This is a genomic window from Nocardia sp. NPDC059236, assembly GCF_042754085.1.
GTDB lineage: Bacteria > Actinomycetota > Actinomycetes > Mycobacteriales > Mycobacteriaceae > Nocardia.
Genome location: NZ_JBHZAF010000003.1, coordinates 16930 through 30575 on the forward strand (window position 1 = coordinate 16930; position 13646 = coordinate 30575).

Sequence of the window (13646 nt, forward strand, 5' to 3'; positions counted from 1 at the left end):
CAGGACAGCCTCGGACGCACGCGTACCCGGGCCTACCCGGATCAGAGCGCGGTCGCGAGGGCGGAAGAGGTCGGCGGGCCACGCCGGGAGATGGCGCCGAGCAGCAGCGCACCGGGCGGCCGGACGTGCGCGTCGGGTGTGCGGACCAGCCGATCATCACCCGGCGCAAGCGATTCGAAGTGCGCGAGCAGCGACCAGACGGCGCGCGACACCGCGGCGTAGACACGCTCCACCGCGGCGATCAGCAGTGCGGCGAGCACCGTTGCCACGGCATGCGCGGCCAGCATCGTCCATCCGGCGACGCCGGACCCTTCGACGGTGGCGTGGGAATGATCCGCGACGGTCGCCATCATCAGCGCATTGTGCGCGAGGAATTGCCCTGCTCCGAGCGCCACGACGAGCCGGACCCGCCCGCGCCCGGCGGGAGATCCGACCGCGGCACCGACGGCACCGCTGACCACCAGAAGCAGTGTCAGTGCCGCCGAATGCGGCAGGGCACCCTCGAAGCCATGGGCCGCTATCGCCAATAGGCCACACAGAATTCCGGCCAGGCTGCCACGTATTCGATCACGCGACGGAGCGCCGGCACACGCGAGCACAACCATCGTCGACAACCTTCACAGACAAGCCAGAGCGGAATGGATTCGCGAAGACTATAACCGCTCCCCCGGAATTCCCGAAATCCCTTCCGCGCCTCGAAATCAACTCGATCACAAGACCAATTCGCTTCTGAACGGAAGAGATTCGGCGGCCGGCCCAACTGGTTCGACACGGACGGCGGGTTAATAGATATCCGCTCTGAATCGGTGACATAGGCTACGGAGAGCACAAGGTTGTCTCCGATCCCGTTCAGACGAAGGAGTGACCGTTTCGATGAAGAATTCATGGATGTATCGAGCCGGGTTCACCGGTGTCGCTGCGGCCGCGGCGGTCGTGATCGCGGCCGCACCCGCGGGTGCCCACGTCAGCGTCTCCGGGCCCGATGCCGCCCGCGGCGGTTCGGCCGTATTGACGTTCCGGGTGCCGAACGAGTCGGCCACCGGCAGTCCGACCACCGCACTGACCGTGCAATTCCCGGCGTTGACGGAGGTGAACACCCAGGCGATGCCGGGCTGGCGCGCGGAGGTCTCGCGCGACGCCGATCGCAAGGTCACCGGCGTCACCTGGACTGCGGACGCGGGCGGCGGCATCGGCCCCGGACAGTTCGGGGCCTTCGCCATGCTGGCCGATGGCCTGCCCGACACCGATTCGATCACGATGCCCGCCACCCAGACCTATGCCGATGGGCAGGTCGTGAAGTGGGACCAGACCTCGTCGGGCGGCTCCGAGCCCGAGAATCCGGCTCCGGTACTGCAATTGGCTCCGAAGCAGTCCGGGACGGCCGGTCACGGTGATATCAAGGCCGCGATGCCGCAGTCCCAGTCGGAGAAGGACACGACGGCCCGCTGGCTCGGCAGCATCGGCGTCGTGCTGGGCGCGCTGGGCCTGCTCGGCGCCCTCGGCCTCGGATTCGCCCGCCGCAAGTCCTGAGGCGTTACCCGACCCGGCACCGCGCCCGACCGGTACCGCCCACCCGGGCAGGTACCCGTCGGCCGCGCGTCTTTCTCAATGACCGTGGCTGTGACGTGCCGTCGTCGTCGGAGCCGGCGGCCCGGAGTGACCGGGAGCAGCCCACGCGCCGACCGCCCAGGCCGTTCCGAACACGATCGCGAGCATGAGCAGGAATCCGGCGATCCTGGGTATGACGCCGAACTGTTTACTCATCGCCGATTCCTCTCTGGCAGTCACCCGAGTCCGCTCGATCACCCGAGGCTGAAGGGCTGTCCCCAGAGCGTGACCCAGGTCTTGACGTTATCGGTTTCCACTTCGACGTTCACGAACGAGCGCGCCTGGGCGTAGCCGCCGCAGCCCGACAGGCCGATGGTCTCGTCGGACCAGCTGACGCTGCCGTTCGGACCGTGGAATTCATTGCGCCAGCGGTGGGTCTCGCGGCCGAAGTCGTCGGGCTGTTCCAGATCCAGCAGGTGGAAGGCCTGGGCCTGACCCGGGCCGAGGCTGAGGTTGCCGCCGCCGTTGACACCCGCCTGCGGGGTGACATTGCCCTGGTTGTCCCAGCTGGCCCCGACACTCGGGCCGCCGTTCACGCCGCCACCGTCGATGGCGACCTGGCAGCCGACGACATAACCGGGGTCGATGCGGCCGCCCTTGGCGGTGGTTCCGGACAGCTGCACCGAGACGGCGCCGGACGCCCAGGCATTGCGGTGCACGGGTGTCGCACCCATCGACGGGCTGATGGTGGCGGATTCGCCGGTCAGCGTGAGGTCGATGACGGTGCCGTCGGACAGGGTCTGGGTCAGGTGGCCGCCGGGCAGCGGCACGAAGGTGTCGGCGTGGGCCGCGCCGGCGGCGGACAGGGACAGGGCGACGGTGGCGGCCGCACCGATTCCGGCCAGCCGGGCCGCGGTCTTACGGAACTGCATGATGATTTCCCTCTGGGTATCGAATTCGCTGATGCGAGAAGTGAATTGGCGATGTCGGCCGCAACGTCAGCCGATGCTGAACGGCTGCCCGTAGAGGGTGGTCTTGGAGTAGTGGTCGCCGATGATCTCGACCACGGTGTAGGCCCGAGCCTGGGCGTAGCCCGCGCAGCCCTGGATCTGGATTTCGGCGTCCCGGTATTCCACCGAGTAGGTGCCCGCCTTCAGGATGTCCTTGTAGTCGATCTGCACGAATTGCACCTGGCCTGGGCCGAGATTCACGCCGATGGACCCGCCGAGGCTGCCGCCGTTGAGGCTGAGCGAGCCCGAGATCCCCGCCGAGACGGCATCCTCGCCGATGCTCACCTGGCAGCCGACGATATAGCCGGTGCTGATCTGCGAGGCGCCGTGCGTGGAGGAGTTGTTGGAGCCGGCCTGGTTCACCGGACCGTTGTTGGGGCCGACAGTGCCGTCCGGCGTATCGGTGACGTCGGCGGTCGCGATGCCGGAAACCCAGACCACCCGGCCCGCGCCATTGGCCGCCAGAGACGGTGAGACCACGGCGTGTTCGCCGGTGCGGGTGACCGTGACGCCCGGCGCGGCCTTCTGCCCGTCCGGCAGGGGCACGAAGGTGTCGGCGTTGGCCGCGCCGGTGGAGAGCAGGCCGATGGCCACGGTCGCCGCTGCCCCGGCGCCCGCGACACGGGCGCCGCGACGCACGGCGGAATTCTGGATTTCCCTCACGAATGGTCCTTCATCAACTGTGACTTGCGTTTTCCGGACAGTTAGTCGGATGCGACCGCCCCTGGTTCCCGGCCGTCACGTGAGGTGGATCACCGAATTGATCTCAGGCAGAAGGGTTTTCGCGCGACTCCGCCAACCGCCGCAGGGCACGCCGATCGACCTTCCCCGCCGGGCCCAGTGGCAGTGCGGGCAATGCGAGCAGTCGCTCGGGGAACTTGCGCGGTTCCAGACCGCGCCCGGCGAGATGCTCGGTGAGATCGCGCAGGGTGAGCGTGGCGGTGGCAGCGACGCAGGCGCACAACCGTTCTCCGTACAGCGGATCCGGCACCGCCACACACGCCACATCGGTGATGGCCGGATGAGTGAGGAGTAGCGATTCCACCTCGGCCGGGCTGATATTGAGCCCGCCCCGGATGACGACGTCCTTGCTGCGGCCCACGACCGTCAGGTATCCCTCCGGATCGAGGACGCCGAGGTCGCTGGTCCGGGTCCAGCCGTCGGGGGTGCGCAGCGTGCGATCCAGTTCGGCGTCGTCGATGTAGCACATGGGCGACATCGGCCCGCGGGAGACGATCTCCCCTACCGATCCCGGTGGCAGGGTACTGAATTCCCGGTCCACGACCCGGATTTCGGCGACGGCCGGATGGGGACGGCCAGCGGTGGTAGCGCGTTCGGGCGGATCGTCGAGGGCGGTGTGGCAGGAAACGCCGTCGGCGGATCCGTAGAGGTTGATCACCGGGCAGCCCAGCACCTCGCGACCACGCACGGCGGTCGGCGTGTCGAGGGCGGAGCCGCCGACCACCACCGCCCGCAAGCTCGACAGGTCCGCGGTGGCGATGCCCGGATGATCCAGCAGCATCCGCAACATGGTGGGAACGCCGAGCAGATGTGTGGGAGCGGCCCTTTCGATCATGGCGAGCGTCGCGGCGGGCTCGAACCTGGGCTGCAACACCAGCGTCGCCCCCAGGGTGGCCAGGGTGACCGATGTGCCGCTGGAACCGAACGCCGACGCGAGCGGGACCAGGAACATATTGCGCATGGCAGCCGGATCCTCGTGCAGCGCGGCCAGCATGGCCCCGCGCCCGCCCGCCAGCGCATTGTGCGAGTAGAGCACCATTTTCGGTTCGGCCTCCGAACCGGAGGTGACCAGAATCCGGGCCGGGCCGTCGGGATCGACGGTCCGGGCTCGGAATTCGCACGCGTCGGTGGCGAGCAGGGCGTGCACGGGCACGCAGCCGCGCGCGACGTGCCGCCCGACGGCGACGACCGCGCGGAGCGCGGGCAGTTCGGCGGCCATTTCGCGGATCCGTGCGGCGCAGGGGAAGCCATTGTGTTCGGCCAGGGCGATGACGGCGACGGCTTCGGAGCGTCGCAGCAGGCTCGCCGCTTCCCGCCCGCCGCGTCCCACCGGAAACGGTAGCGCGACCGCCCCCAGCGCGGCGATGGCCAGGTCCGCGGCACAGGCCAGGTGGCCATTCGGAAGCTGCACGGCGACAACGTCTTCGGCGGTCACGCCGAGCCCGGACAGTCCGGCCGCCAGTCGCCGGGCCTGTTCATCGAGTTCGGCGTAGGTGACGGTGCCGTCGGCGTCGATCACTGCGGGCTTGTCCGGATGCTGTGCGCACCGCGCGGCGTAGAGCGTGTAGATGTCACGGCCGGGGTAATACCCGGCTCGCGCCCAGGAATTCCGGAGCTCGGCGGGCACCAGGTCCGAATACCAGTGCGCGACGGCCCTTTCGGTGCCGCTCACGAGATTCTCCACGGGGTGCTCAGGGCGGGGGAGCCGAATTCGTCGCGGCCGATCACCGCGGCGAAGCGCGCATCGGTGAGGAGGTCACCGAGATCGGTGGCGACCGCCACGGTGCCGGTCGTCCAGCCGTCCCCGTCGGGAATCGGCTGCCGATCCGCCGTCTGCGGGCGGACACCGCAGCGGCGCAGCGTATTCGAGGCGCTCAAAAGGCTGCTCTCGACCGCGGCACCGGTGCGATCGCGCTGCCGCAGCAGCAGCCCGGCGACGGTGGCCTCCGCTCCCAGGATGCCGCCGAGCACATCGAGCAGGGTCATCAGCGAGGGCGCGGGCGGTGCGCACGGCGGGCCGACCAGTTCCGCGAGTCCGGTGCGGGCCTGGACCATGAAGTCGGTGCCGGGCGGCAGATCGCCGAGGTCGAGACCGGACCAGCCGGAGGTGTAGACGTGAACCACGCCGGGTGGCATGTCGGTGGCCGAGAGCTCCAGCACCTCGGCCTTGCCGGGAGCCCAATTGTGCAGGAAGACATCGGATTCGGCGGCCATAGCCCGCAGACGCTTCCGGTCGGCGGTGGATTTGATGTCGAATTCGGCCGCCCGCTTGCGTCGGTTGAGGGCCAGCCAGCGCGACGACAGATCGCCGCTGCACGGCGGCATCTCGCGCAGCGGGTCACCGCCCGGCGGTTCGATGCGGGTCACGTCGGCTCCGAGCAGGCGCAGCAGGTGCGCGGCCAGCGGCGCTTGCACCCGGCGGCCCGCCTCCAGGACGACGAGGCCGCTCAGCGGAGTTTCGAGGGTGCCATGACATCGATCCGGCTGGGCGAGCGGCGAATTCGGGACCGGCAGCACCGTCCACGGCGCGGGCAGCGACTGCGGGGACGGCGTACCGGATTCCGCCGCGCTGTACAGGCGGCACACCTGGACCCCGGCGTGCGCGGCGGCCACCCGGATCTGGTCGAAGGTGTGCACGCGGGTGGTGTCGTGCAGGTTCTCGGCGAGCGGTGCGGTCGCGGTGGCGTAGCGGAATTGGAAGGGGCGCCAGCCCTTTCGCCAGGCCCTGGCTTCCGCGCCCAGCTCGGTCCAGAACGCACCCCACGGCTCAGGTTGCAGTGACTCGATTTCGAATCGGACGCCGTCGGCGCTGGTGAACGGCGGGCCGCCCGGGGCCAGGTCCACGGCTTCGGGATCGTCGGCGCCGGCCGCGGCCAGGTACTGGGAGATCGACAGCAGGGCGGCCTCGGCGACGCTGGTCTCGACCCGGGCGAAGCCGCCGGGCGCGGCCAGCAGGCTGGCCAGCAACGCGGTGCCGGCGAGGGCTCCGGCGGCGGTCTCGCAATAGTCGACCGAGAGTCCCCGGGGGCGACCGGCCCGGCGGCCGTTCACGTGCATGACCCCGCAGATCGCCTGCACGGCAGTCTCATTCGTGAGCGCCGGTTCGGTGACCGGGCCCGCCCAATCCACGGTCAGTTCGCGCCGGGTGCCATCCGGGAGGGCCAGGTGCGCCGTCGCCGCCACGCCGCGGGGCAGATCGCCGACGGTGACGACCGCACCGAGCGGGTCGAGATGGATGCGCAGCACCTCGGCCGCCGCGCCGGACCCGCTGACGGTCGCGGTCGCGCCCGCGAGCAAGGGGGCGACCGCCGGGATGGTTGCGTGTGTGTGCGACATTGCGCGCCTTCCGCCGGATTCGGGTGTGCAGTCAACGAGTCGGCCGGAAGAGCGCTTGAGTTCCGGCAAATGGTTCGATCGGGACATGTCGCCCGAATCACCCTCCGCATCCACCCCGTCCGCGCCCCTCGCGAGCCGGGTCCGGGAATTCGTTGACTCCCAGGTCATTCCGCTCGAGGACGCGCTCGACGCCGATGACGCTGCAGCCTGGGCCACACTGCGCGAGCAAGCCATCGTCGCCGGACTCTGGGCACTGCCCCTGCCGCGGGAACACGGCGGCGGAGGCGTCCCGCTGGCGGATTACTTCGCGCTCGCGGAGCTGGAGGGCCGCAGCGATCACGGGCCCGAGGCGCTCGGCTCCTCGGCCCTGCTCTCTGTCCGCATGCTGGGCACACACGCGCATCCGGAGTTGCGCGCGAGCGTGCTCCCGGAGCTGGTGACCGGCACCGCCAAGGCGGCGTATGCCATGACCGAGCCCGGGGTGGCCGGATCCGACCCGAGCGGCCTGCGCACCACCGCCGTCCGCGACGGGTCCGGTGAATGGATCGTGACCGGCCGCAAATGGTTCATCACGGCCGCCGCCCGTGCCGACTGGGTACTCGTCGTCGCCCGCACCGGCGTGGATCTGCCCACCCGGCAAGCGTTCTCGATCCTGGCGGTACCGACCACCGCCGCGGGATTCCGGGTGATCCGCGAGGTCGACGTGCTCGGTGCGGGCGGCCAGCACGAGATCGAATTCGACCGGGTCCGCGTGCCCGGCACGCACCTGCTGGGCACGGTCGGCGCGGGGATGACGCTGGCGGCCGAACGGCTCGCGCTCGGGCGCACCCTGCGCGCGCTGCGCTGGATCGGGCAGGCCCAGCGCGCCGTGGAACAACTCGCCCGCCGCGCGAGCGAACGCCGACTCGGCGACGGCGTGCTCGCCGATCGCCAACTGATCCAGCAGCTGGTGTTCGAGTCCGAACTACAGCTCCGCTCGGCACGGCTGCTCGCCGCCGAGGCCGCCCGCCCGGTGGCCGCCGACGCCCCCGCCCAGATCGAGGTCGGCCTGGCCAAGACCGCCGCCGCCCGCGCCCTCGGCACCGCCGTCGATGCCGCCATCCAGGTCTACGGCGCCGAGGGCCTCACCGCCGCAACGGGTCTCCCCCGCCTGTTGCGCACCGCGCGCGCCGCCCGCATCCTCGACGGCCCCGACGAATTCCACATCACCGCCACCGCCCGCCGCCTCCTGCGCGACTACTCCGGCCAGGGTCGACCGCCCGCCAACTGACGCCCCACCCGCCACGGCGATCGTCGGCCCGTGACAGTCGTCCGCTGGCACCAGAGCCGCTGACACTGCGGCAAAGTCGCGTCTGTCCCAGCCGATTCAGGCGGAGCCCATCGCAGCCCGTGGTGCCGAGCCGGGGGTGGATCGTGGCCCGAACCACCTCGGCCTGGCCGGGTATGTCCGCGAGAGGCGGACAGCGGCGAACGGCGACCTCGAAATCCCGGGAACCGAATCGATTCGCAGCACGACTTGTGGATCGACGACGAGCGGGAGCTGAGGGTGCGAGCGGGATCGAGGGTGGAGCTGACCGGGGTGTGCTGTGCGCACGACCGGCGGCCGGTCGTGCGAGAGGTCGATCTGGTGGTCGAGCCGGGTGAGCGGGTCGCGCTCACCGGTACCAACGGGTCCGGGAAGACGACGCTGCTGCGCGCGCTGCTGGGGCTGCACCCAGTGTCGTCGGGTGCCATTGCCGTGGACGGGGACCGGGCGCGGTCGGCGCGAGACTGGGATCGCCGGCGCACGGTCGCCGCGTGGATTCCGCAGCGGCAGACCTCCGGCCGGTTTCCGCTGCTGGCGCGCGAATTGCTGGTCAGCAGTGGCGATCTCGGCGCGGCGCTGGAGGCCGGTGAGCGGCTCGGCGTGGCGGACTTCGCGGATCGGCCGCTGGACACACTGTCGGGCGGTCAGTTGCAGCGCATGTATCTGGCCCGGGCGGTCGGCTGCGTCGCCGCGGGCGCACGACTGCTGCTGGCCGACGAGCCCACGGCCGCACTCGATTTCGCCGGTCAGGCCGAAGCGGCCGAATTGCTGGTGGCGCTGCCCGTGACGGTGCTGGTGGTCACCCATGATCGGACGCTGGCCGACCGCTGCGATCGCGTGCTCGAGATGGCCGACGGCCGGTTGCGCGAAATCCCCGCTCGGCATGAGGAGATCGCGTGAACAGTGCGGCGAATTTCATGGACGTGTGGCAGCTGGCTCCGGTGCAGCGCGGTTTGTTCGCGCTGGTGCTGGGCGCGGTCGGACTGCCGATCGTGGGCGTGGTCATCATCGGGCTGGACATCATGCCGGTCCGGTTCGCCATGATGCACGTGGCGCTGCTCGGCATCGCGGTCGGCATGCTGACCGGACTGGACCCCATGCTCTGTGCCCTGGTGGCCTGCGGCGGATCGGGGGCGGCGCTGACGCCGCTGGCCCGCAGCCGCACCGGATTGTCGGGGGCCATGGGTCTTTTGATGAGCCTGTCCATTGCGGGCGCGCTGCTGGTGTTGTCAATCTCCGGTGTCAACGCCAATGGCGCGTTCGAACTGCTCTGGGGATCCATCCTCGCCACCCGCACCGCCGATGTGGTGCTGCTGGGTGTGCTCGCCGCGGTGGTGCCGCTGCTGTTCGTACTGCGCCGCCGCCAGATCGGACTGCTGCTGCACGACCGGGAGCTCGCTGCCTGCTCGGGCGTGCGGGTGGATCGGCTGACCCTGATCCTGCTGGTGCTGGTCGCGATCGCGGTGGCCGCCGGCATCCGGCTCACCGGCGCGCTGCTGGTGGACGCGCTGACCCTGCTGCCCGCCCTGGCGGCGCGCCGGCTGGCGAATTCGCTGACCACCATGGCGATCACCGCGGTCGTGGTGGGCGTGGTGGTGAATATCGCGGGCTTCACGCTCGCGGTGGCGCTGGACCTGCCGCCCGGTCCGGTCCTGGTGCTCTTGGCGGGGGCGGTCGCCCTCGTCGTTCATGTGATCCCCGATTGGAGAAAACGAGGATGGCCCTCATCCGACGAAACCGGCTCGCGCGCATCGCGATCGGTGCCGTTGCACTGATCACCGGTGCGGCCGTTGCCACCGGCTGTTCTTCGAGCGGCGACCATGACCGCAACGGCCCGCATGTGGTGGCCGCGAGTTCGTGGGAGGCGGCGTTCGCCAAGGCCGCCGGGGCCTCCGACGTGACGGTCATCGTGCCCGCCGCCATCAAGCACGCCCCCGATTACGATCCCAAGCCCTCGGATCTGGCCACGGTCGCCAAGGCCGACTTCGTGCTGTACGCGCAGTTCGAAGGCTTCGCGGGCAAGATCAAGGACGCGGCCGGTTCGAAGGCCAAGCTGGTCGAGGTCAACCTCGACAATGTCAAGGACACCATGGAATCCGAGGTGCGCCGGCTGGGCGACCTGTTCGGCACTCGCACCACCGCCGACAAGTGGATCGTCGATTTCGAGACCGAGTACGGCAAGCTCGCCACCGACGTCAAGACCGCCTGGCCGGGCGGGCAGCCGCCGAAGGTGGTGCAGCAGGCGTTCATGGGCTTCGCCGCCCAGCTGTCCGGCGCACAGGTGCTCGGCACCTACGGTCCCGCACCCATCACCCCGGGGCAGGTCGCGGACCTCTCCGCCAAGAATCCGCAGTATGTGCTGGGCAATGAGCAGATGAGCACCGGCCAGGTGCTGCCCGGCTCGTCCGCCAAGCAGATCGATCTCACCAATTACCCCACGCAGGACCAGGATCTGCTCTCGGTCTACCGGGACGCCGCCGCCAAGCTCACGGCAGCGATGCACGGCTGAGCGGCCGGGCCGGGCTGGGCGGCGTGTCCAGCGGGGCGATCACAGTTCGGCTGGATCGACCTCGCCGGACAGGATCGCCAACGCCAGCATGAGAAGGAAGTCACCCCAGATCAATTCGTGGCGGGTCGCCAGACCGCGCGACAGGTCGTAGCAGCCGTTCAACAGTCGCCCAGGCGACTCACCGGTCGAAAGATGCTCGCCGACAACGACCTCGACCAACTCGCGGGCGCGATCAGCGCGCCCGAGTTTGCAGGGTCCGTGCGCGCCACCACCACGCCACCGCTGCGGCCGCGAGGAACGCCCCCGACACCAGGGTCCACGCGGCTCCGTAGCGGCCGTCCGAGGCGTCCACGAGTGCACCGAAAACCGGTGGCCCGATGACGAATCCGGCGAAGAACCCCGCCGACACCACCGCCGAGTCGCGGCCCACGTGCTCGGGCGCGGCCGTCGCGATGACGGTCATCATCGAGACGGCATTCGCCGAGACCGCACAGCAGCCGATGCCGAGCGCGCCCAGCCACACCCACCCGCTCCACCAGGTCCCGGCGAGAATTCCCAGCGCCGCGACCGCCGCGCCGAAGGCCAAGGGCCCCAGCAGGATCGCCGGGGTCGGCAATCGGGACGACCATCGGGCCCAGACCACTCGCCCGGCGATTCCGGCTATGCCGAGCACGGCGACCAGGGCGCTCGCCGCGCCCGGGGAAGCCCCCAGCTGCTTGGCGGCGTACAGCGCGATATAGGTGTTGATCGCCGAGATTCCGGTCCCGAGCAGCACCGAGTAGCCGCACATCCAGCCCGCGTCGCCGTGCGGGCGCGCCACCACCAGTGGCGGAAGGCGCGGCGGCTGAGGATCTTTCGCCACCGTGAGCGCCGCCGCCACCGCGAGCGCCGCGATCGCCGCCGCCGTGGCCACGGCCGCGCGCCAGTTCACCGCGCCCGCGATCGCCGCCAGGGGCAGTCCCGCGAGAAACGCGCCGACCTGCACGCCCGACTGCTTCCATCCCGCCACGGCACCGCGCACGGCGGCCGGAACACGGGTTGCGATCAATTGATTCGTCGCCGGGTTGGCCAGGGCCTGTCCCAGCCCGGACACCGCGATCGCCGCCACCAGCCCCTCGTAGCCCGGTGCCGCCGCGAACAGGGCGAGGGCCAGCGCGGACAGCGCGAACGTTCCGATCAGGCAGCGCCGGGCCCCCAGCGCCGCCACCATCGGACCGACCACCGGCGACAGTACCGCCGCCACCCCGAACCCGGCCGCCACCAGCAACCCCAGTTGCCCTGTGGCAAGGCCGAATTCGCCGACCATCCGGGGACCCAGCGCTCCCAGCAGGAACAGCGGCAGCATGGACAGGGCCATCGCCGTGGTCAGCAGCACCGTCAGCACCGAGCTGCGGATGGCCGTGACCGCCGGGGTTTTCGCGCGCGCGCTCACACCCGACAAGTCGAACGAACGGCTGCCCCAGTTCCCGCGGATTCGCCCGGGACCCGCACCGCCGTCCGGCCCGCCGGGAACTTCCCGCCGGGCCTGCGCGACCATTGAGCCATGAGGTGCGAAACGATCCGCGAAGCGCTGTCCGCGCGAATCGACGGCGAACAGGAGCCCATCGCGGCCGAATCGACCGATCGGCACCTGGACGCCTGCGCCGACTGCCGTTCCTGGTACCAGCGCGCGGAATCGCTGCAGCGGACGCTGACAGCGCACCCCGCACCCCCGGTACCCGACCTCACGTCGGACATCCTGCGGCAACTGCCGCCGAACGCGCCGCTCAGCTCGGTCTCGTGACGATGGGCCGGTCGGGCTCCTTCCACGCCAGGACGAGGGATTCCCGGGCACGGGCCACCCGCGACCGGACGGTCCCGACCGGACAGCCGACGGCCTGGGCCGCCTCCGCATAGGACAGCCCGAGCATCTGGGTGAGCACGAACGCCTCCCGGCGGTCGTCGGGCAGGCCGCGCAAAAGGTCGGCGATGGCGAGCATTTCGGGGAAGTCGGAACCGTCACGCTCGCAGCGTTCATCGATCGCGGTCTGCCAGTCGCCGGAGGCATTCTTCGGGCGCACCGCGGCGCTTCGGATCCGGTCCACGACGGTGCGCCGGGCGATGGACAGCAACCAGGTTCGCGCCGAGGACCTGCCGGCGAAGCCGGGCAGGCTGCGCAACGCGCGGAGGTAGGTCTCCTGTGTGAGGTCGTCGGCGGATTGCACATCGGTCAGATGCGCCGTGAATCGCCAGATGTCGCGCTGGGTCCCGCGAATGAATTCTTCGAGGGCGCCCCGGTCGCCACGACCGGCGGCCAGCGCGAGCGCGGTCAGCTGATCATCCGCCGAGACCGCGGGACTGTTCGGAGCCGGGTTCGCCCGGACGAGGCCGCGCGCAGATGCCGGCGCGGAAGGGATTAGGTGCATTGCCAAGCCTTCGATTGCAGACGCCACAGCAATGAGACGTCGATCGGAATCGGTCGCCGCACGATCAGCGGCACACCGCGAAGGGGGCGGTCGATCAGTCACCGGTGGGCGAATTCGCCACCGGCAGTGAACTGTTCAGACCTGGAATGCACACGCGGGCGGGCCGCGACGAGCCAGCACATGTCGTAGCAGGGTTTCCGACGGCTTCGGGACCCGGTGTTCCGCCACCCGCCCGGCCGGCAGACCGGCGGGCACACTCGGATGGAGATAGACGAGCAGCAGCGGCACGAAAAAGCGCGCATACAGCGCGCGCAGCAATGCGAACAAAGCCCGTTCGCCGCGCCACAGCCAGATGCCGCAGAACATCGCGGCCAGGCAATGCGCCGCGATCATCGCGGGAGTGCTGGACCCGGCGCTCGCGGCGCCGCTCATCCCAGCAACATGGTTCATGTGGCCGCCCGACATCGGCGCGAGCCCGAACCACAGATGCAGCACCAACTGCATGCCGGCCAGACCACCGACGATGGGCAGCACACCCCACTGGCGATCGGCGAAAGCCCATGCCACTGCGGCGGTCCCGGCGCACGCGACTACCAGCGCCGAGAACGACAGCCCGTGCCCGACCACGTGACCGTGCCCAGCGCCCGACACCGCGACGGCGATCACGGCGAAAATCGCCGCCCGCACGGCACGCGACACCGGGGTCACGAGTGGGTCGGTCATGGCACGGTCCATCGTCGCATCACCACGCGAACGCCTGTGCCACAGGGCTTCTCGACCTCATGTCATCC

Annotated in this window: 16 protein-coding genes; 6 read left to right on the plus strand and 10 right to left on the minus strand. The window is 70.3% G+C overall.

What is annotated here, in order from left to right:
* Window positions 1-41: 41 nt before the first annotated feature.
* Window positions 42-461 carry a hypothetical protein gene (locus tag ACFXIV_RS09195; RefSeq protein ID WP_379421228.1) on the minus strand — a complete coding sequence of 140 codons (420 nt, stop codon included), beginning with the start codon at window positions 459-461 and terminating at the stop codon, window positions 42-44.
* A gap of 412 nt (window positions 462-873) precedes the next feature.
* Between ACFXIV_RS09195 and ACFXIV_RS09200 the strand changes: the two genes are divergently transcribed.
* Window positions 874-1530 (plus strand): YcnI family protein, encoded by a 657-nt coding sequence (locus ACFXIV_RS09200; RefSeq protein ID WP_379397685.1) that lies wholly within the window; start codon window positions 874-876, stop codon window positions 1528-1530.
* A 75-nt stretch (window positions 1531-1605) separates the two neighbouring features.
* Here the strand turns inward: ACFXIV_RS09200 and ACFXIV_RS09205 are convergent, their stop codons facing one another.
* From ACFXIV_RS09205 to ACFXIV_RS09225, 5 genes are all read right to left on the minus strand, one after another.
* Window positions 1606-1764, minus strand: coding sequence for a hypothetical protein (locus ACFXIV_RS09205; RefSeq protein WP_379397683.1), 159 nt, complete (start codon window positions 1762-1764; stop codon window positions 1606-1608).
* 38 nt (window positions 1765-1802) lie between these two features.
* Window positions 1803-2480: an MspA family porin gene (locus ACFXIV_RS09210; RefSeq protein ID WP_379397681.1), complete on the minus strand. Its 678-nt coding sequence runs from the start codon at window positions 2478-2480 to the stop codon at window positions 1803-1805.
* A 66-nt stretch (window positions 2481-2546) separates the two neighbouring features.
* The gene (locus tag ACFXIV_RS09215; protein ID WP_379397680.1) at window positions 2547-3221 is read right to left on the minus strand and encodes an MspA family porin; all 675 of its coding nucleotides are present in this window, start codon (window positions 3219-3221) and stop codon (window positions 2547-2549) included.
* 103 nt (window positions 3222-3324) lie between these two features.
* On the minus strand, window positions 3325-4971 hold the full coding sequence (locus ACFXIV_RS09220) for an AMP-binding protein (protein ID WP_379397679.1): 1647 nt from the start codon (window positions 4969-4971) through the stop codon (window positions 3325-3327).
* A complete protein-coding gene (locus ACFXIV_RS09225) occupies window positions 4968-6635 on the minus strand; it encodes a CoA transferase (RefSeq protein WP_379397677.1) in 1668 nt (555 codons plus the stop codon). The genes ACFXIV_RS09220 and ACFXIV_RS09225 overlap by 4 nt, the downstream gene beginning before the upstream one ends.
* An 85-nt stretch (window positions 6636-6720) precedes the next feature.
* Between ACFXIV_RS09225 and ACFXIV_RS09230 the strand changes: the two genes are divergently transcribed.
* The 4 genes from ACFXIV_RS09230 to ACFXIV_RS09245 all read left to right on the plus strand — a co-directional run bounded on the left by ACFXIV_RS09230 (window position 6721) and on the right by ACFXIV_RS09245 (window position 10450).
* Window positions 6721-7905, plus strand: a complete 1185-nt coding sequence (locus tag ACFXIV_RS09230) for an acyl-CoA dehydrogenase family protein (RefSeq protein ID WP_379397675.1) — start codon at window positions 6721-6723, stop codon at window positions 7903-7905.
* A 276-nt stretch (window positions 7906-8181) separates the two neighbouring features.
* Window positions 8182-8841, plus strand: a complete 660-nt coding sequence (locus ACFXIV_RS09235; protein WP_379397673.1) for a metal ABC transporter ATP-binding protein — start codon at window positions 8182-8184, stop codon at window positions 8839-8841.
* Window positions 8838-9716 carry a metal ABC transporter permease gene (locus ACFXIV_RS09240; RefSeq protein WP_379397671.1) on the plus strand — a complete coding sequence of 293 codons (879 nt, stop codon included), beginning with the start codon at window positions 8838-8840 and terminating at the stop codon, window positions 9714-9716. Before ACFXIV_RS09235 ends, ACFXIV_RS09240 begins: the two co-directional genes overlap by 4 nt.
* A complete protein-coding gene (locus ACFXIV_RS09245; RefSeq protein WP_379397670.1) occupies window positions 9659-10450 on the plus strand; it encodes an ABC transporter substrate-binding protein in 792 nt (263 codons plus the stop codon). Before ACFXIV_RS09240 ends, ACFXIV_RS09245 begins: the two co-directional genes overlap by 58 nt.
* Before the next feature lie 39 nt (window positions 10451-10489).
* Here ACFXIV_RS09245 and ACFXIV_RS09250 read toward each other — a convergent pair whose 3' ends face one another.
* The gene (locus ACFXIV_RS09250; RefSeq protein WP_379397669.1) at window positions 10490-10669 is read right to left on the minus strand and encodes a hypothetical protein; all 180 of its coding nucleotides are present in this window, start codon (window positions 10667-10669) and stop codon (window positions 10490-10492) included.
* A gap of 13 nt (window positions 10670-10682) precedes the next feature.
* Complete coding sequence (locus ACFXIV_RS09255) at window positions 10683-11882, minus strand: MFS transporter (protein WP_379421229.1); 1200 nt, start codon at window positions 11880-11882, stop codon at window positions 10683-10685.
* Between the two features lie 111 nt (window positions 11883-11993).
* On the opposite strand from ACFXIV_RS09255, the gene ACFXIV_RS09260 reads away from it, so the two are divergent.
* Entirely contained in the window at window positions 11994-12233 is a 240-nt protein-coding gene (locus tag ACFXIV_RS09260; protein ID WP_379397665.1) for a zf-HC2 domain-containing protein, read from the plus strand.
* Here ACFXIV_RS09260 and ACFXIV_RS09265 read toward each other — a convergent pair.
* Both ACFXIV_RS09265 and ACFXIV_RS09270 read right to left on the minus strand, forming a co-directional pair.
* A complete protein-coding gene (locus ACFXIV_RS09265) occupies window positions 12217-12855 on the minus strand; it encodes a sigma-70 family RNA polymerase sigma factor (protein WP_379397756.1) in 639 nt (212 codons plus the stop codon). The genes ACFXIV_RS09260 and ACFXIV_RS09265 overlap by 17 nt on opposite strands.
* Window positions 12856-12990: 135 nt before the next feature.
* On the minus strand, window positions 12991-13563 hold the full coding sequence (locus ACFXIV_RS09270; RefSeq protein WP_379421230.1) for a hypothetical protein: 573 nt from the start codon (window positions 13561-13563) through the stop codon (window positions 12991-12993).
* Window positions 13564-13646: the final 83 nt, after the last annotated feature.

Excerpts from the sequence above, each read along its gene's own strand:
- ACFXIV_RS09200 (WP_379397685.1), top strand. The coding sequence starts at position 874 with ATGAAGAATTCATGGATGTATCGAGCCGGGTTCACCGGTGTCGCTGCG.
- ACFXIV_RS09205 (WP_379397683.1), bottom strand. The coding sequence starts at position 1,764 with ATGAGTAAACAGTTCGGCGTCATACCCAGGATCGCCGGATTCCTGCTC.
- ACFXIV_RS09210 (WP_379397681.1), bottom strand. The coding sequence starts at position 2,480 with ATGCAGTTCCGTAAGACCGCGGCCCGGCTGGCCGGAATCGGTGCGGCC.
- ACFXIV_RS09225 (WP_379397677.1), bottom strand. The coding sequence starts at position 6,635 with ATGTCGCACACACACGCAACCATCCCGGCGGTCGCCCCCTTGCTCGCG.
- ACFXIV_RS09230 (WP_379397675.1), top strand. The coding sequence starts at position 6,721 with ATGTCGCCCGAATCACCCTCCGCATCCACCCCGTCCGCGCCCCTCGCG.
- ACFXIV_RS09245 (WP_379397670.1), top strand. The coding sequence starts at position 9,659 with ATGGCCCTCATCCGACGAAACCGGCTCGCGCGCATCGCGATCGGTGCC.
- ACFXIV_RS09260 (WP_379397665.1), top strand. The coding sequence starts at position 11,994 with ATGAGGTGCGAAACGATCCGCGAAGCGCTGTCCGCGCGAATCGACGGC.
- ACFXIV_RS09265 (WP_379397756.1), bottom strand. The coding sequence starts at position 12,855 with ATGCACCTAATCCCTTCCGCGCCGGCATCTGCGCGCGGCCTCGTCCGG.